This is a genomic window from Stenotrophomonas sp. BIGb0135 (genome assembly GCF_024810105.1).
Classification (GTDB): domain Bacteria; phylum Pseudomonadota; class Gammaproteobacteria; order Xanthomonadales; family Xanthomonadaceae; genus Stenotrophomonas; species Stenotrophomonas maltophilia_AB.
On sequence record NZ_JANUDX010000001.1, the window covers coordinates 470,336 to 489,622 of the forward strand.

Here is a 19,287-nt window from a genome sequence, read left to right on the forward strand (position 1 = left end):
GCACGGCCGTGACGCCCTCAGTCCGGCAGCTTGGCGATCACCTTGATCTCCACATCGAACCCGTACAGCCAGGTCACCCCGATTCCGGTCAGGGTCGGGTACGGCGCCTGGCCCCAGTATTCGGGAACGATCGCCCACACCCGCTCGAAGATCCGCTCCGGATCGACCAGGAACACGGTCACATCGACGACATCCTCAAAGGTGCAGCCGGCCGCACCCAGCACCGCGTTGAGGTTGTCGAAGGCCCGCCGCACCTGCGCTTCCAGTTCCGGTTCGGGCGAGCCGTCCTCGCGGCTGCCGACCTGGCCGGACACGAACAGGAAGCCATTGGCGCGCACGGCGGGCGAATAGCGGTTGCGCTCATACAGGGCCTGCCGGCCCGGCGGAAAGACCACGTCACGGGTTGCCATCGTTTTCTCCCGGGCCGGCGGCCCGTTGTTGTGATGTGGTTACGGTAGAGGCCGCACCGGCCCGGATAAACGTCCCAGACCGGCCATCACTGTTTGTAGAATCCAAACAATCCCCTCGAAAGGCGCCCCATGGACAGGTTCGATGCGATGCAGGCCTTCGCCCGCGTGGTGGAGACCGGCAGCTTCACCAAGGCCGCCCAGACCCTGCAGATGAGCAGGACCACCGTCACCCAGCTGGTGCAGCACCTGGAAGCGCGACTGCGCGTGCGACTGCTCAACCGCACCACCCGCCAAGTCAACGTCACCGCCGACGGCGCGGCCTACTACGAGCGGGTGGTGCGCCTGCTGGCCGACCTCGACGATGCCGACACCAGCCTGTCCGGTGCCGCCGCCGAACCGCGCGGGCGCCTGCGCATCGACGTGCCGGCACCGCTGGCGCGGCTGCTGCTGGTCCCGGCGCTGCCCGGCTTCCTCGCCCGCTATCCGGACATCCAGCTCGACCTGGGCGCGAGCGACCGGAACATCGACCTGATCGGCGAAAACGTGGACGCGGTGATCCGCGGCGGCGAGGTCACCGACCCGTCGCTGGTCGCGCGTCGCATCGGCGACCTCCAGGCCGGGCTCTACGCCGCGCCCGGCTACCTGCGCGAGGCCGGCATCCCCGACCACCCGGCAGTGCTGGCCGACAGCCACCACCGCGTCGTCGGCTACCTGCGCTCGCGCAACGGCCAGGTGCTGCCGTACACCCTGCAGCGTGGCCAGGACCGCATCACCGTGCAGGGCCGCCACCGGCTGGCGCTGGACGATGGCAATGCGTACCTCGCCGCCGGCCTGGCCGGGCTCGGCGTACTGTGGCTACCCGACTACATGGCCGCCGCGCACGTGGCCCGCGACGAACTGACCCGCGTCCTCGCCGACTGGCGGGTGGCGCCGATGCCGCTGTATGTTGCGTTTCCACCGAACCGGCACGTCAGCGTCAAGCTGCGGGTGTTCATCGACTGGGTGGGCGCGCTGCTCGCCGAGCACACGCCGGTCGAATCGATGCGCCCGCGCTGAGCGAACCACGTTCCATTCCCCAGAAAGGCCCTGCATGCACGCCCGTTTCCGCCCCGCCCTGGTCACCGCCGTCGCACTGCTGGCCCCCGCCATCGCCCTCGCCCAGACGACCGCACCCGCAGCCGCCCCGGCGCAGGACCCGCTGCTGACCGCCCTGCTCGATTGTCATTTCGGCTACGCACAGCGGCATTTCCGCAGCAGTGCCAGCGCCACCGAGATCGCCACGGCGGCGGCCTCGTATTGCGACCCGGCGTTGCAGGCGGCCGGCCTGGATACCCTCCAGCGTGCCCTCGCCGCCGGCCTTCCCGCCGACGCCGCCGAACAATCGCGGCAGCGCATGCTGGCCGAACTGCGCGCGATGCTGCCGGGCTTCACCCTCGACAAGGTGATCCAGTTCCGCGCCGACGACAGCGACACGCGGTAACGCACTGGCGTTGCCAGATGGCTGGCGCCGCGGCCCGCGTCCGACATATCCTGCGTGGCAGACGATCACGGATGATACGGCGATGACCAACCTGCTCACGTTCCATGTCCCCAATGTCCACTCCAAGGCATCCATCGATTTCATGCTGGATGCGTGGTCCTTCTTGTCCACGCAGTTCCAGCCGATTGCACCCGCAGAGACGCTGCCTGCACCAAACAGTGTCGAGATGTGGGCTGCAGCGCATGACTGTGGCTACGGAGTGAGCTGGGACAAGCGCGTCGTGTGCAGCGGCAAGGAATGGCAGGCACTTCATCGGCATCTGTACCAGCGCCTGCGGTTTCATCTCACCCTGCTGGAGAACGCAAGCCCCTTGGGCACCCCTGCCGCCTGGAAGCGCGCTGCGTACGCCTCGCTGCTGGAAACCACGGAAAGATCGGCACTTTCCTACGCCTTGGGTACGATCTACTGCCGCATCGCCACCGGACGCTGGCGTACCCGCAGCCATGCCAGCCACCCCGGATACCTGCGGCGATTCTGGCATTACAAGATAACCGCCCATCCAGCGGTCACCCTGGGAGGGGGCGGACCATCCATGAAAGGCATACAGAACCCGGACTACATGGCGCAGTGCAGTTGCGGTGCATGGTCAGCCGTGGAAGCCAAGGGCACGCTTAAGCAACTCGATCCTGGCGAATTGAAAAGGGGATTGGGTCAGGCGATGAAATTCCCGACCCTCTCACTATATTCGGCCGAGGAGTGGTCACCCTCGACCGAGCCGATCGACTCCAGCGTATGCGTGGCCACCTATTTCGACAGCAACGCGTTGCTTCAGGTCCTCCATCTGGACCCACCCATTCCGCAGGCTGCTGCACTGCCAGAACGTGAATCGGGCCCGATGGTCGTCACCGAGTTCGCCGACCTGGTGCACTTCGAACACGCCCTGCACCAGCACCAGAGTTATGAAGCAGGCACCCTCACAGACGACGATCACGGGTCCGAGTCCGTGGAATGGCGTGGCACGCCGGACCTTCCCGAGCTACGGTTCGGCATGGCAGTGCAACAGGTGGAACTGCAGGCGCGCTTGACGTGGGCAATAAATGCGCTGGGCAGGATCATGCCGGTGATCGCAGCCGCGCGTACAAAGGGCTGGTCTGGCTCGCGGCTCCGTAGTGCACTGCGACGGCAAGCAAGGAGGATTCAGTACGACACTGCGCGCACGGGTGATCCTGTCGACGCTGCGGACACCGCATGGAAGGAATTCGCGCTCTGGATCAAGCAAGAAGCGCTGGGCGAACAGAGGGACTGGAGCGAACTTCTCACCCGCCTTTGGGAGGCCCCCATTCTCTCCGTATTCGGAGCGGGCGCGAAATCACTGCAGGAGATGTGGTGGGTTCTCGACACTCTGCGGCGTGCGGGGCAACTGGATGCCAGGCTTCCGCAACCCGCCGGATCGGCATCTGAAGGTCATTCCCCGTCGATGGCGATCACGACATACGGGCTCATCGTTGCTTCTTCGGATTTCAGTCCACCTCTCCCAACGCTCTCCGGGGTCAGATTCTAGGTTGCCGTTCGCGAGCGTGGCCACGACGTGCGGCACATCCCCTTATCGGCTGCCTTGACCGATTTCCCCGCGGAAGATCGCCGCACATCGCGCAGGTGCCGGGTGCCCGGGTTTCGGGTGATGAAGCGACGCATCCGGCGCTGACGGCCAGACGGACACTACACCGGAGTGACTGCGCCGCGCGCCTTCACCCACAGCCCGAATGTCTGCATCACCTCCACCACGGGCTGCAGCCGCCGCCCATCGTCGGTCAGCGCGTACTCCACCTTGACCGGCACCGTCGGAAACACGGTCCGACTGACCAGCCCGGCCTCCTCCAGTGCCCGCAGGTCCAGGGTCAGCATGCGCTGGGAAATGGCGGGAATGTCGCGGCGCAGATCGTTGAACCGCCTCGGGCCATCCAGCAGGTAAGAGGCGATCAGCAACCGCCAGCGCCCGCCGAGCAGGCGCATCGCTTCTTCCACCGAGCAGCCGGAGACGTTGTCTTTCATCGAAGGGTTCAGGAGGTGGCAGGTAACAATTATGTACCTACACCACAGGATAGTGCCTTCTTCCGTTTTTATACCGCGCTCCTAGAATGCGCCAGGACGCCTCACCTGGAGGCCCCTCCCGTCCTGGACACCGCAATGAAGCTCTATTATCTGCCCGCCGCCTGCTCGCTCGCGCCGCACATCGTGATCAATGAACTGGGTCTCGCCGCCACGCTGGTCAAGGTCGATCACCGCACCCACCGCACCGTCGACGGCGATGACTACCTGCAGGTCAATCCGCTGGGCTACGTGCCGGCGCTGGTACTGGACGACGGCAGCGTGCTCCGCGAAGGGGCGGCGATCCTGCAGTTCCTTGCCGACCAGCATCCGGCCAGCGCCCTGGCACCGCCGAACGGCACGCTCGCGCGCTATCACCTGCAGGAGTGGCTGAGCTTCCTCGCCACCGAGATCCACAAGGGATTCATCCCGCTGCTGTACGCCACCGCCGCCGGCAAATACGTAGACACCGCACGCCCGAAGCTCGCGCAACGTTTCGCCTGGATCGACGCGCAGCTGGCCGAACGCGCGTACCTCACCGGCGACACCTTCAGCATCGCCGACGCCTACCTGTTCGCCCTGGTCGGCTGGGGCCAGGCGGCGTGGCTGACCTCCTACTACAAGGCCGATATCCACTTCGACGCGCTGGCCAATCTGCAGCGCTGGTACCAACGCGTGCAGGCGCGCCCGTCGGTACGTGCCGCGCTGGAGCGCGAGGGACTGACGCGCCCGGCTGTGGCCTGATCCGCAGCCGCCGGCCAACCGCCACGGCCCCCACTGGTGCGGCGCGCGGCGCTCGGTTACGCTGCCGCCGGCCCGGACGCATCCGGGCTGGATCCTGGGGGGAGGATCTGCCAGTCGCGGGGGCGGCTGGTCTTGCGTAGCCATGCATGGCGGGCTCTCTCCGGGCAATTTCATACAGGAGGGATTCGTCCATGAAGTTTGCCGCTTTCCAGCGTGTGTGCGTGGGCCTGGCCATGATGGCCGCATTGACCGGCTGCGTCAGCCTGCCACCCCAGCAGGCGTACAACCGTGACGCCACGCCACCAATCAAGACCATCGTGGTGCTGCCCGTAACGCCGATCGAACCGAACGTGTTGATGATGAACCACCCCGGCGCCAACTTCGGCCTGATCGGCGGGCTGGTGGCCGCCGCCAACATGGCCGGCAAGCGTGACCGGTTGCAGGCCGCATGCGACGCGGCCAAGTTCGACCCTGCGGTGTACTTCAGGGAAAGCCTGACCCAGCGCATGGCCGAACGCGGCTACACCCTGGTATGGCCCGGCGCGATGGTGGAAGCCAAGGGCAGCAAGACCGCCCGCGGCGTGTTCGGTCTGCGCAAGGCCTATACCCACCAGCCCCAGGCCGATGCCCAGCTGGACCTCAGCGTGAACTTCGTCGGTTACGCCGCCGCCGGTGCAGGTGACGATGCGCCCTACCGCCCGATGCTGAGCGTAGCCGCGCGCCTGGTCAGCCAGGACGGCAAGCAGAACTACTTCACCGACTTCGTCGTCTACAACAACGTACTCAACCAGGCCAAGGTCATCACCCTGGAACCGGAGGCGCAGCGCTTTGCCTACGCCGATTTCGATGCCCTCGAAGACGCCGGTGCCGAAACCGTGGAAGGCATCAAGCTGGCCATCGACCGCACCAGCGACGCCCTGGTCAGGCAGCTGTGAGCCGGCTGACCACCATGGTCCTGCTGGCGATGGTCGCCAGTGGACTGCCGGGGTGCGCCCACCAGGCCTACAAGGCCACGGTGCCCGATACCCGCCTGCACTGCGTGGGCAGCCTGCCGGAAGTGACCAGCCGTCCACTGAATTACCTGGCGCCCGGGGAAGATGCCGAGGACCGACGCCTGGAGTTCGCCGAGGTGGCAGCCTGCGTCACCCTGGCCGGCGCTGCGTTGCCGGTGGCGTTGTACCGGCTGGACGCGTTGGAAGGCGCCTCGGAGATCGACATCCGCGTGTCGCTTTCCGAAGGCGGCACCTTCGCCGCCAGCGCCGAACTGCTGGATGCGGGCTTCCAGCCAATCAAGCAGTATCGGTTCACCGACTTCGTCCGCCGCACCAACGAGTACTCGCTGAGCGTGTTCGTTGACCGCAGCCGTCCGACGCCGCCGGTGTACCTGCTGCTGCGCCCCGATGCCAGCCACGTGGGCAAGCAGGACACCACGATCACCTCGCAGTCCTCGGCCTTCATCACGCCCGGCGGGGGCGCCTATCGGGTCGGCACCGAGGTCAGCCGGATGCGTCCGTTGCTGGGTGCGGGCAAGCTGCAGGTAGTGGCCTATCGCGCCCGTCGCGCGGCCTTCGAGGAAGGCGCAACGCCGCACAAGTGAGCCTCGCGGGACACCCACCGATACCCGCACGCTCGGCAACCGGTCGTCAGCACTGACGACCGGCGTGCTCAGCGCGACTGCACGGCAACCGCCACATCGTCGCGGCCGCGTGGCAGCGGTGCGATCGCCAGGGTATCGCCGGTGCACACATCCACCCCGTGATAGATAGCGCGCCGGCCATTGCGGAACTGCAGCCGTATGTCGAACCGGCAGCCGGCCTCCCCCAGGCGCACGGTGATTGCGCCGCCGCCCCCGTCGAGCCTGTCGATCGGTCGGGCGACGTAGGCATCGCTGCCGGCCGGGGCCACCTCCAGCGCCACGACGCTGTCATGGGCGCGGTTGAGCAGGCCGAGGTAACGTGCCTCGCCGGCCTGCGCCGGGGCGGCCGCCAGCAGCGGCATCAAGCACAGCGAAGCGATCAGGACAGGGCGGATCAGGAACATGGCGGCGTCTCCGTAGCGGTGAAGGACGTCCGCATCAGGCACCGGGCATCGCCCCGCGCCAACCGATCCGGGACCAATCGTCGCCACGCGCGGGCCAATCGTAATGGGCCGTCATGGCGCTTCCCGCCCGCCCGGGGCCTGCCTAAGATGGGGCTCGCCAGCGATGCCTGGCCCTGGACGCCCGCATGAACATCCGCCTCGGCAGCACGCAGATCCGCCTATCACGCTATATCGCCCTGTGGACGCTGGTGGCGATGGTGTTCGCCATGCAGAACGCGATCAACGTCGGCCTGCCCCGCACCCACTGGCCGTTCTGGGACCTGGCCCGCTGGTCGCTGATCCAGTGGTACACCTGGGCCGCCCTGGCCCCCACCGTCTTCCGCCTCGCCGAGCGCTTCCCCGTGCGCGGCACCCTCCGCTTCCACGGACTCGGCGCGCAGGTGCTGGCGAGCCTGTGCGTGACGTTCGCGGCGATGGTGCTGGGCGCGCTGGTCTCCACGCTGTTCGAGCCCAGCGGTTTTGCCGAACAGCTGGGCTACTTCCTGGAACAGCACTTCGCCATCGGGCTGCTCACCTACTGGACGCTGTTCGCCATCCAGCAGGCCATCCACTTCCACGCTGAAAAGGCCCGGCGCGAACTGGAAGCGAGCCAGTTGGCCACCGAGCTGGCACAGTCGCGCCTGCTCGCCTTGAAGTCGCAGTTGCAGCCGCATTTCCTGTTCAACACGCTGCACGCGATCATCACCCTGCTCGACGAAGACAAGCTGTCGGCCGAGGACATGCTGCTGCGCCTGAGCGAGCTGCTGCGCGCCTTCCTGGAGGATTACGACGGCCAGGAAATCAGCCTTCGCCAGGAGCTGGACCTGATCGAGCTGTACCTGGGCATCCAGCGCGTGCGCTTCAAGGACCGACTGACCACCCGCACCTATATCGCCCCCGATACGCTGGACTGCGCCGTGCCCAGCCTGATCCTGCAGCCGCTGGTGGAGAACGCGCTGCGCCACGGCATCGGCCAGCGCGTGGGCAGCGACACCATCGAGATCGACGCGCGACGCGACGGCGATGCACTGTGTATCGAAGTGCGCAACCGCAACAGCACGCTGTCGGCCGAACCGACCGCCTCGGCCGGCCACGGCATCGGCATGGCCAACACGCGGCTGCGCCTGCGCGAACTGTACGGCGATGCCGCCGAGGTCCGCCTGGACATGATCTGGCCCGAAGGGGTGGCGTGCCGCATCAGGGTGCCGTTCCGCGCACTGGAGAGCGCCGAGGATGCCCCCGAGTTCCATCCGGGGCTCTCGCCGGCATGAGCCTTACCGCACTGGTGGTCGATGACGAACCGATCGCGCGCCGCGCGATCGTGCGCCTGTTGGCCGATGACCCGGACATCGAGATCCTCGGCGAATGCGGCGACGGCGTCTCGGCCGTGGCCGCCATCCGCAGCCAGTCGCCGGACCTGGTGTTCCTGGACATCCAGATGCCGGCGATCAACGGCATGGACGTGGTCGCCACCATCGGCGCCGAACGCATGCCCGCCACCGTGTTCGTCACCGCCTACGAGCAGTATGCGGTCAAGGCCTTCGAGGCCAACGCGGTGGACTACCTGGTCAAGCCGTTCAGCCGCGAGCGCTTCGCCGCCACCCTGCACCGCGCCAAGCAGCGGCTGTCGATGGCCGGCGCGGTCGGCAGCCAGGCCTCGGTGCAGATCCTGCAGGCACTGGACGCACTGCGCCAACGCGAGGACTACCTGCAGCGCATCCCGGTGCGGGTGGACGAACACGTGGTGCTGATCGCGGTGGACGACATCGTCTGGATCAAGGCCGCGCGCAACATCGTGGAGATCCACCTGGTCGACCGCGTGCACGAGCTGCGTGAAACCATGGCCACGCTGGCCGCCCGGCTGGACCCGCGCCATTTCGCCCGCGTGCACCGCTCGGCGATCGTCAACGTGCGCCGGGTCAAGGCGATCCATCCATGGTTCAACGGCCACCACGTGATCACCCTGGATACCGGCCAGCAGCTGCGCATGAGCCGCTACCAGAACGAGGCGTTCCTCAAGCTGGTGTCCACGCGCAGCGGCGACATCGGGTAGCGCCGGCCATGCCCGGCCGGGTTGCCGTCAGCGTCCGGACTGCTCGCCCGCACGCAGCGTCAACACCTCCACCCCGTCGGCAGTGACCAGCACCGTATGCTCGGCCTGCGCGGACAACTTGCCGTCGCGGGTGGTCACCGTCCAGCCGTCCTCGCTCATGTCGATGGCCGCCCGGCCCTGGTTGATCATCGGCTCGATGGTGAAGGTCATGCCTTCCTCCAGTGCCAGTCCATCGCCGCGCCGACCGTAATGCAGCACCTGCGGCTCTTCGTGCATTTCCCGGCCGATGCCGTGCCCGCAGAACTCCTTGACCACGCTGTAACCGTGCGCCTTGGCATGCTGCTGGATCGCAAAGCCGATATCGCCCAGCGTCGCGCCCGGGCGTACCACGCCGATGCCTTTCCACATCGCCTCGCGGGTGACCCGCACCAGGCGTTTGGCCGCGTAGTCCACTTCGCCGATCAGGTAGGTCTTGCTGGAATCGGCGATGTAGCCGTTCTTTTCCAGGGTGATGTCCAGGTTGACGATACTGCCGCTGCGCAGGATGTCATCAGCCGATGGCACGCCGTGGCAGACCACCCGGTCGATCGAGCTGTTCAACACGTAGGCAAAGCCATACTGCCCCTTGCTGGCCGGGCGCGCGTGCAGCTCATCGACGATGAAGCGCTCCACCCAGTCGTTGACCTGCAGCGTGCTCATGCCTTCCAGCGGCAGCGTGTCCAGCGCCTCGAACACCTGGGCCAACAGCCGCCCCGATGCGCGCATCAACGCCTGCTCTTCGAGGGTCTTGATCATGCCTCGGCCACCCGCAATGCCCCCGGCGCGACCCCGGCGGCACGCAGCTCGCGGCTGACGATTTCCTGGTAGCTCATGCCGGGGTTCATCTCGCACAGCATGCCGATCTTGATCCAGAACCCGGCCTGGGCATTGATCGAGCGGCCGGAGACGCCACTCGCGCGGCGCAGATTGTCGTGCAGTTCGTCGTCGATGTTGACGATGCCCATGGCGATGCCTCGGTCACAAAAGGTATACACATCATATACGCTTCGTATATTCCACACCAGCCGCCCGGCTCACTCGCGGTACGCGGTGGCTTCGATCTCGAACAGCATGCCGTCCAGCGCCAGCCGCGGCACCGGGATCAGCGTGCAGGTCGGGGCGCGGCCCAGTGGCCAGCGCCGACCGATCTGATCGGACAGGATGCCGAGCCGGTCCTGGTCATGGTCGACCACCAGCACGGTCAGTTTGGCCACATCGGCCAGGCTGGCACCGGCCGACGCCAGCGCGAGGCTTAGGTTGTCCAGCGCCTGGGCGACCTGCGCCTCGAAGCGCGGCGACAACGCGCCATCGGCGGTTTCCCCGCCCTGCCCGGCGATGTGGATCACGCGGGCCGGCAGCCGCACCACGGCAACGTGGGAATAGCCGTTCGTGGTCGGGTCGTACAGCCCGGACGGATTGATGAAACCAAACAGGCCGGCAGGCGCAACAGGGGCATCGGTCAACATGGGGGAGGCGTCGTCGGGGAGTGAGTGCGCAGTCTCCGGCCTCAACCGCGGTTGAGGTCAACGGCGCACACTGCAACGTTGAGATTCGCCGTCGCATTGCCCGTGCAGAGCTGCCAGAATCGCGACCGGGCATCCGGAGAACGGCATGAGCGACAAGGACGTGGCATTGGCCGGGTTTTCGGACCGGGAAAGCGCGTGGGCACAGGAATCCAGGGATCTGGGCCGACAACTGCTGACGATCTATGCCGGCACGAGCGAGGTCACCCCGAACGCGCTGGACACGGCCTTCCAGCGTTGGAAGGCCGACGATGTTGCCCAGCGCCCTGCCGACAACGTCGTGGCGTGCGGGCTGGGCATCCTCTTCGGTGATTACGTGATTGCCCATCGCGGCGGCGATTGGCGCATGCAGACCGACGCCTATGGCACCGACGCGGTAGTGGTCGGCCCCGCCAAGCTCAAGCTGTTCCCGGTGGCTTCGGTCTCCAAGCGGATGGCCCCGGACAATGAGGACATCGCCTTCTTCGAGCCCATCTGGGCCAGCCTGCCCGCGGCTCACCTGCCCGACCCGACGCCGCCCGTGCCCTGGTGGCGCCGCCTTTTAGGGCGATAAGCCGCACGCGGTACGCGTCATCCACGCACGTTTTCGTGGTGTCCCTGCCGCAGAACGCTGCGATGATCGCCGGGACCACCACTGCCCAGGCCGCCCCCCCTGAGTCCCGTCCCCGGCCTCAGGTCCAGGCCGGATCGGCGGTGAAGTCGATGGTCAACCAGAACTCACTGCCGCGCGCGTCCAGGCGTTCGGCGATCTCATCACGCAGCCGGTCCACGTTGCCGATGTTGCCGATGACCGTTTCCGGATGGGTCAGGATGTGGATCTCCACGAAACGCATGCGTCCCATCTTGGCCACGTGGCTGGTGAAATCCAGATAGCCGTGTTCGGCCACGAAATCCTGCATGACCGCCTGCACGCGCGCGTCCAGCGTGTCGGGCGCCACCTGCAGCACCTCGCGCATGGCCTTCCAGGCGCTGCGCAGCGGCACCGGCAGCACCGCCACGCTGATCGCAGCCAGCACCAAGGGGTCCAGGTACGGAATCCAGTGGGCGTGCGCGCCGCCGCGCAACAGCAGGGCGATCACGAATGCCAGCACCACCGCCAGGCTCATCAGCCCGCTCAGCAGCCAGGCCCGCACATCCAGCCACAGCAAGGATGATTGCAAGCGCAGCGCGCGGGTACGCACGAACGCCGCCATGCCGAGGTTGCTCACGCACAACACCGCTGCCCACAGCAGTGCAGGGCCCGCCTTGACCTCGTGGCCGCCGGTCGTCAACCCGATGACCGAATTGGCCAGCGCGTAGATGCAGGCCAGCGACAGGATCGCCCCGCCGAGGGCCTCCACCATCGGCTCCAGGTGCCAATACCCGTACTGGAAGCGCGGGCTCCCTTCCCGCGCCACCAGCCGCAGCACCGCCAGCGCCACCAGGGTCAGGGCCACGTCGACCAGGCTGTACACGCCATCAAACAGGATGGCCTGCGACCCCACCAGCAGGCCGCCGATGAAGCCGATGGCGCTGACCGCCACCGTCACCCCGATCGACAGTTTCAGGACCCGCTGCTCGCGTGCTGTATCCATCGCCCGCCGAAGGTCCTGCGCGTGGGCGTCAGACCTTCAGCACCTCCACCTTGTAGGTCGGCACATCGCCGTCGCGGTCGATGATAAGCCCGTGCACGTCCGACTCGAAACCCGGGAAGCGCGCGTTCTGCTCGCGGGCGATGCGCAGCGACTGGATGATCGGCTCGTCGCTGGCGCCGAACCGCTCGCCGGGCATGATCGTCGGGATGCCCGGCGGATACGGCACCAGCATGGTGCCGGCGATACGGCCGCTGATCTGCTCGATGTCGACCCGCTCGATCTGCCCGCGCACCAGGTGGTCGTAGGCCTCGGCCGGGGTCATCACCGGCTCGGGCAGGTCCACGTACATCGCGCGCATCACCTGGGCCACCGCGAACTCGCGGTTGAATTCGTGCAGCGCGTGGCACAGGTCGCGCAGGCCCCAGCCGGCGTAGGCCACCGGATAGTCCGCGGCCAGCCCCGGCAACGCCCGGGTCAACGGCGCATTGGCATCGTACAGCTCCTTGAACGCCATCAACTCGGTGACCAGCGTGCTCCACTTGCCCTTGGTGATGCCCATCGAGAACAGGAACAGCACCGAATACAGGTTGGTCTTCTCCACGGTGATGCCACGGGTCCACAGGAACTTGCTCAGTACCGCCGCCGGGATCCCGCGCTGGCCGACCGCGCCGTCGATCGACAGCCCCGGCGTCAACAGGGTCACCTTGATCGGATCGATCAGCACGTAGTCCTCGACCAGGCCGTCGAAGCCATGCCAGTGCGCGTCCGGCTGCAGGTACCACTCGCTGCGCTTGGCCACCATCGGCGCCGGCGTATCGCCCTTGGCCAGCGAACGCTCCAGCTTGTCCGGCTGCCATACGCTGAACCACCAGTCGTCGCGACCCAGGTCCTCGCGCACGTGCAGCATGGCGCGGCGGAAGGCGATCGCCTCGTCGTGCATCTCCTGCACCAGCGACTCACCGGCCGCCCCTTCCATCATCTTCGAGGCCACATCGCACGCGGCGATCACCCCGTAATGCGGGCTGGTGGTCGTGTGCATCATGAACGCTTCGTTGAAGCGCTCGGCATCGAGCTCCCGGCTGGCGGCGTTGCGCACGTGGATCATCGACGCCTGCGAGAACGCGGCCAGCAGCTTGTGCGTGGAATGGGTGGTGAAGATGATCGCATCCTGTTCGCGCGGCTTGCCCTTGGCCATGCCGTAGTGGTTCTCGTAGAACGGATGGAACGCGGCGTAGGCATACCAGGCCTCGTCGAAATGCAGGAAGTCGACCGCGCTGCCGATCTCCTCGGCGATCTTTTCGGCGTTGTAGCACAGCCCGTCATAGGTGGAATTGGTCACCACCGCGATGCGCGGCCTGGAGCCGGCCTTGAAGGCCTTGCTGGCCAGTGGGTTGGCGGCGATGGCCGCCTGCAGCGATTCGGGGGTGAACTGGTCCAGGCTGATCGGCCCGATGATGCCGTGCGCATTGCGGCTGGGGGTGAAGTACACCGGGATGCCGCCGGTCATGATCAGCGAATGCAGCAGCGACTTGTGGCAGTTGCGGTCCACGAACACCACGTCGCCACGGCCTACCGTACCGTGCCAGACGATCTTGTTGGCGGTGGAGGTACCGTTGGTGACGAAGAAGGTGTGGTCGGCACCAAAATTGCGCGCCGCCTCGTTTTCCGCTTCCTTGATCGGGCCGCTGTGGTCCAGCAGCGAGCCCAGCTCGGGCACCGAGATCGACAGGTCGCTGCGCAGGGTGTTCTCGCCGTAGAACTGGTGGAACGCGCGTCCCACCGGCGACTTGGTGAACGCCACGCCACCGGCGTGCCCCGGCGTGTGCCACGAATAGTTCGACTCGGCGGTGTGGTGGATCAGCGCCTTGAAGAACGGCGGCAGCAGGTTGGCCATGTAGTCTTCGGCCGCGCGCATGACCTGGCGCGCGATGAAGCTCTTGGTGTCTTCGAACAGGAAAATGTAGCCGTGCACGAACTTGAGCAGCTTGCTCGGCACCTTCTCGATGGTGCGCCGCTCGCCGTACAGGAACACCGGCAGGTTGGCCCGGCGCGCGCTCTGCTCGCGCAGGAAGCCGAGCAGGCGCTGGAACTGCTCCGGGTTCTCTTCGGTGCCATCGATGGAGATCAGCACCGCCGACGCGGCCACGTAGGTGCGCGCACCGGCCTGGGCGTCGGCCAGGGTCAGGCCGCACAGGACGCGCTGGTCGCTCTTGCGCAGCTCCTCGACCAGCGCGCGGATCAGGATGCCGCCGATGCGCGGGGACTCGTAATCGTCGTCGATGACGATGATCGGGTAATCAAGGGACTTGAAGTACACAGGCATTCTCCTGGGGCAATATCACGAAAGCGTCGTGCGGACGGCGGCATCCAGCGCAGGCAGGCCGCGCTGGCGGCGGCGCTCTTCGCTGAAGAACGGGTAGAACACCGTGATGAACAGCACGAACAGGAAGGCGTACTGGACGATGCTGCCGGACGAACCGAAGATCGCCCACAGGCAGTACACGACCGTGACGCTGGTCAGCAGCCAGAACGCACCGGTATGCACCAGGGTGTGCGAGCGCTCGACCACGAAGTAGCAGGCCACGCAGGAATAGATGTAGGGCAGCAGGGTCAGGACCACCGCGGCCGAGGTGATCACATCGAACTGCGCCGAGGCCGTCTCCGAGGTGGAGGTGACCAGCACCGCCAGGGTCATCAGAACCGCCACGATCAGCACGCCCTTGACGGGCACGTCGTCCTTGTTGGTCTTGCTGAAGATGCCGGGGAACAGACCGTCGTCGGAAGCCGCCTTGGCGCTCTGCGCGGTCAGCAGGATCCAGCCGCCGAGCGAGCCGGCCGCGCCGACGAAGGCGCACAGGCTCACCAGCGCCCCGCCCCAGCCGCCCACCGCGTTGGCCGCGGCCAGCGCGAACGGCGCATCGGACACCTGCAGCTCGCCGTTGGGCACCATGCCCATGATCACCGAGGAACTGGCGATGTAGGCGATGGCCGCCAGGAACACACCGGCCAGGGTGGCGCGGGCCACGTTCTTCTCCGGGTTCTCCACCACCCCTGCGGTCACCGAGGCCGATTCCACGCCGATGAACGCCCACAAGGTCAAGGCGGCCGCACTGGAGATCGCCCCGAAGTTGGACTCCCCGGACACGTTGTAGGCGCCCTTGAACAGGGTCGGGTCGAAGAAGAACCAGCCGAAGATCGCGATGCCCAGGATCGGCACCAGCGCGAAGCTGGTGGTCACCGTCTGCAGCTTGCTGACGAACGACGGCCCGATCACGTTGGCGAAGCTCAACGCCCATACCAGGGCCAGCACCGCGATGCAGCGCGGCAGCGGCTCGGACAGGATCGGGAAGAAGTAGCTGAAATAGCCCACCGCCGCGATCGGAATGGCCACGTTGCCGATCCAGTTGGCGAACCAGTAGATGGTGTTGGTCTGGAAGCCCATGTACGGGCCGAACCAGTCGCGTGCGTAGGCGTAGGGACCACCGGCCTTGGGCGCCAGCTTGCCCAGCTTGGCGAACACGAAGGCCAGCAGCAGCGCGCCGGCCGTGGTGACCAGCCAGCCCCAGATCGACGCGGTACCGATCTTGGCCAGGCTGGAGGGCAGCAGGAACACGCCCGAGCCCATCATGTTGCCGGCCACCAGGAAGGTGGCACCGACCACCCCGATCTTCTTCGCTTTCGCCATGACGCTGTCTCCTTTGCCTGGCAGGAACCCGGTCGCGCCGGGCGTTGGGGTCTACTTGATGAAGTTGTATTGCAGGCTGCCCTGCAGCCGCACCGTGTCGCCACGTTGTCCGCCCTGCTGTTCCAGCTGCCCGTACAGCAGCTCCATGCCCATCGTCCAGGACGGCGCCGGGCTCCAGATCAGGTTGAACACGCCGTAGCGGCTGCGTCGGAAGGCGTCGGCGGCCAGCGCGTCGTTGCGTTCGCTGTCGAGCTGTCCGTAGATCAGGTTGGAGCGCCACAGCGGCGACCAGTAATGCGTGTAGCCGACGAAGCCGCCGCGCAGCGAGAGCAGTTCCAGGCGTCCGTCGGCCGTCACCACCGCATCCATGCCCGAGCCGGTCAGGTCGGCGGTATACCGGGCCAGGCCCTTGCCGCCCAGCGCGCCGAACAGCAGCAGGTCCTGGTCGCCCATCGCGGCCGAGCCGCTCAACTGCAGCCCGCCGCCGATGCGGCGGTCATCGCCGGCAGTGCCGTCATAGCCCAGGCTGCGCGCCACGGCACCCAGCTGCAGGTGGCCCCAGCCGCGCTCCATGCGCGCGGTGACCGTCACATCCGGTGCCTGGTTGACCGCGCTGGTGCCGTCGCCCGGCGCGCTCAGCTGCGTGTCCGGGTCTTCGGCGGCGAAGGTCAGCGTGTTGCCCTTGCCCATCGGGACGCTGTGATGGATGCCGGCCACCAGCAGGTAGCCGGCGCCACCGGGCCCGGCAAAATCCAGCGTGTCGGGCAGGCTGTCGGCGTCCATGAAGGTCGCATAGCCGTAGCCCGCGTACGTGTTGCCGAGCTGACCGTAGGCGTGGCGCAGGCGGAACGTGTAGCTGTCGCTGCTGCCGAAGAAGTCGTTCTCCAGGTAGAAGCGCAGGTTGCCGTGCGTGGTCGGGCGCCGCGCTTCGAAGCTGAAGCGGGTCTGCTTTGCATGCAGGGTGAAGTTGGAGGCATCCCGGTGTGCACCGCCGACCGGAATCGAAGAAGTGACGAACTGTTCCTGGTCACCGGCCGCGCGCGCATCGGCAATCGCATCGAGCTTGGCGTAGCCGCCGATGCGGATCAGGGTGTCGGTGCCTGGGATGGCGAAGAAGCCTTTCAGCTCGGGATCGGTCGGGCCGGCAGCGCTGTCCGGGCGCGATGCAGCCGAAGACGGATCGGCCACCGAATCACGGGGCGGCAGGATGGCCTGGCCGACGCCGGGCACCTGTGAGGCACCGGCCTCGGTGAGCGCGCGGGGGGACGTGGCCGGTAGCGGTGCGGTCGTTGCGGCGATCGCGGGAATGGCGGGACTCGTGGTGCTCGCAGCGCTCGACGCGGTTGGCGGAGGTTTGTTGGACTCCAGCGCATCCAGGCGCTTCTCCATCGCCTCAAGCGTGTGCCGCAGCGACCGGATCTCCTGCCGCAGCGCGTCCGCCGACGCCTGTGCATGGACTGGCGCAGACGACAGCGCCGCCACGCAAGCAAACGTTACGACAGCCAGGCGCATCACGTTCTCCATGAACCGCGAACAGCCTTGCCGGCCGTTTCCGCCGCGCATGCGCGAGGGAATCCGGTCGACAACCCGGTACTGCACTGCATGTGCGGGATGCCCTCCTCATCCCGAGCGGCATGGCGGGGTTGACCCGCGCGCCAGCGCCTTGAGTAACAATCGCCGGGTGAGACATTCGTGAAGCGTCGCGAACGCAGCAGCCGCGCGGTCGTCGTGCGGCAGAGGATCGGGAGCGTGGGACGTGTGGGCTGCATGCGTACAGGCTAGTACGCATGTCGTTTTTGGCCTTGATCTAGATCAACCGCCAATGATGCAAAGTGTGACGTACAGCGCGCCGGCAGTGCACCGGCGCGCGAATCCTGCGGCCGCGCGTGGGCTCAGCGCGGCCCCATCACCCGCTCCATGTCCTTGCCCTGCGGCAAGCCGGAGAGGCGGTCGACCATCCCCTTGTCGTCCTTGAACAGGATGCCCGGGGTGCCCTGGAAGCCCATCTCCAGCATCAGCTCCTGGTTGGCATTGAGCTTGTTGGCGATCTCCGGGCTCAGCTTGGACGCCGGCTTGATACCGCCCTTGTCGAAGCCATGCTCGTTCTCCAGCAGGGCCGCACTCGGGTTGGGCGCGGTCAGGATCGCCGCCGCCTTGGCCGGGCTGTCCTCGCGGATCACCCCGACCATGATGTGGCGCAGCTGTACCTTGCCGCTGTCCACCCACGGCCGCGCCGCTTCCCAGAACTTGTGGCAATAAGGGCAGTTCGCGTCGCTGAAGGTGTAGACCACGCGCGGCGCATCCGCCCGACCGTCACGCACCCAGGCGCTGGCGTCGAGCTTGTTCCACATCCGGTCGGACATCGGCTTGGCCGCCAGCTTCTCCAGCGCGGCCGCGCCGACTTCCTCGCCGTTCTCGTTGAACAGGCTGCCCACCAGCACGTGCTTGCCGTCCGGGGTCACATAGGCGGCCGCAGGCTGCTGCCCGCCGACCACCCCGGCAAAGCCACGCAAGCCACCGGGCGCGTCGAACTCGCCGAGCACCTCGAAGCCATGCTTCTGGATGCCCTTGAGCACGGCCGGCTGTTCCCCGGTCCTGGTCGCGGCGGTGGCCGGGGCCTTGGGCGACTGCGCCTGACTGCACGCGGCCAGGCTCAACAGCAGGCCCGTGGCAAGCAGGGAACCCAACGGGCGTGGGGATATGAACAACATGGCAACTCCTGGTGTCGGCAAAACGGAAAGCAACGCGTACTCAGCGCAGCGTATCAAGCCTGGCCTGCAGGCCGGCGGCACTGAGTTCCCCCATGTGCAGGCCCTGCAGGCGGCCGTGCGAATCGAAGAACAGGGTAGTCGGATAGGCATGCACCTGCAGTCGTGTCGAGGTCAGGCTGTCGGCATCCAGCAACACGTTCTGCAGCGACAGGCGCTCGGCGCCCAGGAACCGGCGTACCTCGTCGGCGTCCTCGCCCTGGTTGACGAACACGAAACGCACCGCCGGCGTACGTTGCTGTGCCTCGGCGAAGACCGGCATCTCGCGCCGGCAGGGGCCGCACCAGCTCGCCCACAGGTTGACCACCAACGGCGTGCCGCCCTGCCCGGCCAGCGCCACTGGGGCGCCCTCCATCGATTGCAGGGTGAGCTCGGGCACGACGATGCGCGCCTGCTGCAACTGCGCCATGCCCAGCGACAGCGCGAGCCAGCACAGCAGCCCGGCCACCGCGCCGGACCAGACCGCGCGCCGGGCGCCGGGCCAGCGGCGCAGCCGCCATATCGCCCAGGCAGCGGCCACCAGCACCCCCGCCCACCACAGGAAGCCGCCGTCGCCCACGCGCAGCAACGCCCACGGATCCGCCAGGTAGGTGCGCGCATGCGCCATCACGAAGCCGATGCGGCCACCCAACAGGGCCAGCAACAGCATGTCCAGCAACACCGCGCTCGGCGCCGGCTGGCCTTCCCGCGGCGTGGGCCGCAGCCAACGCGCCACGCCCACTGCCAGTACTCCTCCCACCACCACCCACACGACACCCAGCGGAACCGGGCCGATACTGCTCATCATCCATCCATCTCCGGCCCAGCCGCACCCCGCGCGGCCGCACCCAACTGTGTATCACCC

Annotated in this window: 21 protein-coding genes; 9 read left to right on the forward strand and 12 right to left on the reverse strand. The window is 67.1% G+C overall.

The window, feature by feature from the left end:
• Positions 1-17: 17 nt before the first annotated feature.
• Positions 18-410 carry a RidA family protein gene (locus tag M2421_RS02110; RefSeq protein ID WP_259202930.1) on the reverse strand — a complete coding sequence of 131 codons (393 nt, stop codon included), beginning with the start codon at positions 408-410 and terminating at the stop codon, positions 18-20.
• A gap of 129 nt (positions 411-539) precedes the next feature.
• Between M2421_RS02110 and M2421_RS02115 the strand changes: the two genes are divergently transcribed.
• From M2421_RS02115 to M2421_RS02125, 3 genes are all read left to right on the forward strand, one after another.
• Positions 540-1,466 (forward strand): LysR family transcriptional regulator, encoded by a 927-nt coding sequence (locus M2421_RS02115; RefSeq protein WP_259202932.1) that lies wholly within the window; start codon positions 540-542, stop codon positions 1,464-1,466.
• A 34-nt stretch (positions 1,467-1,500) separates the two neighbouring features.
• Complete coding sequence (locus tag M2421_RS02120; protein WP_259202934.1) at positions 1,501-1,890, forward strand: hypothetical protein; 390 nt, start codon at positions 1,501-1,503, stop codon at positions 1,888-1,890.
• 82 nt (positions 1,891-1,972) lie between these two features.
• Positions 1,973-3,451, forward strand: a complete 1,479-nt coding sequence (locus M2421_RS02125) for a hypothetical protein (RefSeq protein WP_259202935.1) — start codon at positions 1,973-1,975, stop codon at positions 3,449-3,451.
• Between the two features lie 158 nt (positions 3,452-3,609).
• Here the strand turns inward: M2421_RS02125 and M2421_RS02130 are convergent, their stop codons facing one another.
• Positions 3,610-3,942 carry a helix-turn-helix domain-containing protein gene (locus tag M2421_RS02130; protein ID WP_259202936.1) on the reverse strand — a complete coding sequence of 111 codons (333 nt, stop codon included), beginning with the start codon at positions 3,940-3,942 and terminating at the stop codon, positions 3,610-3,612.
• A 135-nt stretch (positions 3,943-4,077) separates the two neighbouring features.
• On the opposite strand from M2421_RS02130, the gene gstA reads away from it, so the two are divergent.
• From gstA to M2421_RS02145, 3 genes are all read left to right on the forward strand, one after another.
• The gene (gene gstA / locus M2421_RS02135; RefSeq protein ID WP_259202937.1) at positions 4,078-4,722 is read left to right on the forward strand and encodes a glutathione transferase GstA; all 645 of its coding nucleotides are present in this window, start codon (positions 4,078-4,080) and stop codon (positions 4,720-4,722) included.
• A 191-nt stretch (positions 4,723-4,913) separates the two neighbouring features.
• Positions 4,914-5,657 (forward strand): hypothetical protein, encoded by a 744-nt coding sequence (locus M2421_RS02140; protein WP_259202938.1) that lies wholly within the window; start codon positions 4,914-4,916, stop codon positions 5,655-5,657.
• On the forward strand, positions 5,654-6,319 hold the full coding sequence (locus M2421_RS02145) for a hypothetical protein (RefSeq protein ID WP_259202939.1): 666 nt from the start codon (positions 5,654-5,656) through the stop codon (positions 6,317-6,319). Before M2421_RS02140 ends, M2421_RS02145 begins: the two co-directional genes overlap by 4 nt.
• A gap of 68 nt (positions 6,320-6,387) precedes the next feature.
• Here the strand turns inward: M2421_RS02145 and M2421_RS02150 are convergent, their stop codons facing one another.
• Positions 6,388-6,762, reverse strand: coding sequence for a hypothetical protein (locus M2421_RS02150; RefSeq protein ID WP_259202940.1), 375 nt, complete (start codon positions 6,760-6,762; stop codon positions 6,388-6,390).
• A gap of 185 nt (positions 6,763-6,947) precedes the next feature.
• Between M2421_RS02150 and M2421_RS02155 the strand changes: the two genes are divergently transcribed.
• Together M2421_RS02155 and M2421_RS02160 are read left to right on the forward strand one after the other, a co-directional pair.
• Positions 6,948-8,072: a histidine kinase gene (locus M2421_RS02155; protein ID WP_259202941.1), complete on the forward strand. Its 1,125-nt coding sequence runs from the start codon at positions 6,948-6,950 to the stop codon at positions 8,070-8,072.
• The gene (locus tag M2421_RS02160) at positions 8,069-8,854 is read left to right on the forward strand and encodes a response regulator (RefSeq protein ID WP_259202943.1); all 786 of its coding nucleotides are present in this window, start codon (positions 8,069-8,071) and stop codon (positions 8,852-8,854) included. Before M2421_RS02155 ends, M2421_RS02160 begins: the two co-directional genes overlap by 4 nt.
• 27 nt (positions 8,855-8,881) lie before the next feature.
• Here the strand turns inward: M2421_RS02160 and map are convergent, their stop codons facing one another.
• From map to M2421_RS02175, 3 genes are all read right to left on the reverse strand, one after another.
• Positions 8,882-9,649: a type I methionyl aminopeptidase gene (gene map, locus M2421_RS02165; protein ID WP_259202945.1), complete on the reverse strand. Its 768-nt coding sequence runs from the start codon at positions 9,647-9,649 to the stop codon at positions 8,882-8,884.
• The gene (locus tag M2421_RS02170; RefSeq protein WP_038687903.1) at positions 9,646-9,858 is read right to left on the reverse strand and encodes a ParD-like family protein; all 213 of its coding nucleotides are present in this window, start codon (positions 9,856-9,858) and stop codon (positions 9,646-9,648) included. The genes map and M2421_RS02170 overlap by 4 nt, the downstream gene beginning before the upstream one ends.
• 69 nt (positions 9,859-9,927) lie before the next feature.
• Complete coding sequence (locus M2421_RS02175) at positions 9,928-10,359, reverse strand: RidA family protein (RefSeq protein WP_259202951.1); 432 nt, start codon at positions 10,357-10,359, stop codon at positions 9,928-9,930.
• Between the two features lie 145 nt (positions 10,360-10,504).
• Here M2421_RS02175 and M2421_RS02180 point away from each other — a divergent pair, with 145 nt between their 5' ends.
• Positions 10,505-10,969: a DUF3806 domain-containing protein gene (locus M2421_RS02180; RefSeq protein WP_259202952.1), complete on the forward strand. Its 465-nt coding sequence runs from the start codon at positions 10,505-10,507 to the stop codon at positions 10,967-10,969.
• Between the two features lie 118 nt (positions 10,970-11,087).
• Here M2421_RS02180 and M2421_RS02185 read toward each other — a convergent pair whose 3' ends face one another.
• From M2421_RS02185 to M2421_RS02210, 6 genes are all read right to left on the reverse strand, one after another.
• Positions 11,088-11,990 carry a cation diffusion facilitator family transporter gene (locus M2421_RS02185; protein ID WP_259202953.1) on the reverse strand — a complete coding sequence of 301 codons (903 nt, stop codon included), beginning with the start codon at positions 11,988-11,990 and terminating at the stop codon, positions 11,088-11,090.
• 28 nt (positions 11,991-12,018) lie between these two features.
• Entirely contained in the window at positions 12,019-14,307 is a 2,289-nt protein-coding gene (locus M2421_RS02190; RefSeq protein ID WP_259202954.1) for an Orn/Lys/Arg decarboxylase N-terminal domain-containing protein, read from the reverse strand.
• 21 nt (positions 14,308-14,328) lie between these two features.
• Complete coding sequence (gene adiC / locus M2421_RS02195) at positions 14,329-15,675, reverse strand: arginine/agmatine antiporter (RefSeq protein ID WP_259202955.1); 1,347 nt, start codon at positions 15,673-15,675, stop codon at positions 14,329-14,331.
• 51 nt (positions 15,676-15,726) lie between these two features.
• Positions 15,727-17,187 (reverse strand): porin, encoded by a 1,461-nt coding sequence (locus tag M2421_RS02200; RefSeq protein WP_259202956.1) that lies wholly within the window; start codon positions 17,185-17,187, stop codon positions 15,727-15,729.
• 380 nt (positions 17,188-17,567) lie between these two features.
• Positions 17,568-18,386 (reverse strand): thiol:disulfide interchange protein DsbG, encoded by an 819-nt coding sequence (dsbG, locus tag M2421_RS02205; RefSeq protein WP_259202957.1) that lies wholly within the window; start codon positions 18,384-18,386, stop codon positions 17,568-17,570.
• A 40-nt stretch (positions 18,387-18,426) separates the two neighbouring features.
• Entirely contained in the window at positions 18,427-19,227 is an 801-nt protein-coding gene (locus tag M2421_RS02210; protein WP_259202958.1) for a TlpA disulfide reductase family protein, read from the reverse strand.
• Positions 19,228-19,287: the final 60 nt, after the last annotated feature.

Coding starts and splice junctions, on each gene's coding strand:
- M2421_RS02110 (WP_259202930.1), bottom strand. CDS start 410: ATGGCAACCCGTGACGTGGTCTTTCCGCCGGGCCGGCAGGCCCTGTAT.
- M2421_RS02115 (WP_259202932.1), top strand. CDS start 540: ATGGACAGGTTCGATGCGATGCAGGCCTTCGCCCGCGTGGTGGAGACC.
- M2421_RS02120 (WP_259202934.1), top strand. CDS start 1,501: ATGCACGCCCGTTTCCGCCCCGCCCTGGTCACCGCCGTCGCACTGCTG.
- M2421_RS02125 (WP_259202935.1), top strand. CDS start 1,973: ATGACCAACCTGCTCACGTTCCATGTCCCCAATGTCCACTCCAAGGCA.
- M2421_RS02130 (WP_259202936.1), bottom strand. CDS start 3,942: ATGAAAGACAACGTCTCCGGCTGCTCGGTGGAAGAAGCGATGCGCCTG.
- gstA (WP_259202937.1), top strand. CDS start 4,078: ATGAAGCTCTATTATCTGCCCGCCGCCTGCTCGCTCGCGCCGCACATC.
- M2421_RS02140 (WP_259202938.1), top strand. CDS start 4,914: ATGAAGTTTGCCGCTTTCCAGCGTGTGTGCGTGGGCCTGGCCATGATG.
- M2421_RS02150 (WP_259202940.1), bottom strand. CDS start 6,762: ATGTTCCTGATCCGCCCTGTCCTGATCGCTTCGCTGTGCTTGATGCCG.
- M2421_RS02155 (WP_259202941.1), top strand. CDS start 6,948: ATGAACATCCGCCTCGGCAGCACGCAGATCCGCCTATCACGCTATATC.
- M2421_RS02160 (WP_259202943.1), top strand. CDS start 8,069: ATGAGCCTTACCGCACTGGTGGTCGATGACGAACCGATCGCGCGCCGC.
- map (WP_259202945.1), bottom strand. CDS start 9,649: ATGATCAAGACCCTCGAAGAGCAGGCGTTGATGCGCGCATCGGGGCGG.
- M2421_RS02170 (WP_038687903.1), bottom strand. CDS start 9,858: ATGGGCATCGTCAACATCGACGACGAACTGCACGACAATCTGCGCCGC.
- M2421_RS02175 (WP_259202951.1), bottom strand. CDS start 10,359: ATGTTGACCGATGCCCCTGTTGCGCCTGCCGGCCTGTTTGGTTTCATC.
- M2421_RS02180 (WP_259202952.1), top strand. CDS start 10,505: ATGAGCGACAAGGACGTGGCATTGGCCGGGTTTTCGGACCGGGAAAGC.
- M2421_RS02185 (WP_259202953.1), bottom strand. CDS start 11,990: ATGGATACAGCACGCGAGCAGCGGGTCCTGAAACTGTCGATCGGGGTG.
- adiC (WP_259202955.1), bottom strand. CDS start 15,675: ATGGCGAAAGCGAAGAAGATCGGGGTGGTCGGTGCCACCTTCCTGGTG.
- M2421_RS02200 (WP_259202956.1), bottom strand. CDS start 17,187: ATGCGCCTGGCTGTCGTAACGTTTGCTTGCGTGGCGGCGCTGTCGTCT.
- dsbG (WP_259202957.1), bottom strand. CDS start 18,386: ATGTTGTTCATATCCCCACGCCCGTTGGGTTCCCTGCTTGCCACGGGC.
- M2421_RS02210 (WP_259202958.1), bottom strand. CDS start 19,227: ATGAGCAGTATCGGCCCGGTTCCGCTGGGTGTCGTGTGGGTGGTGGTG.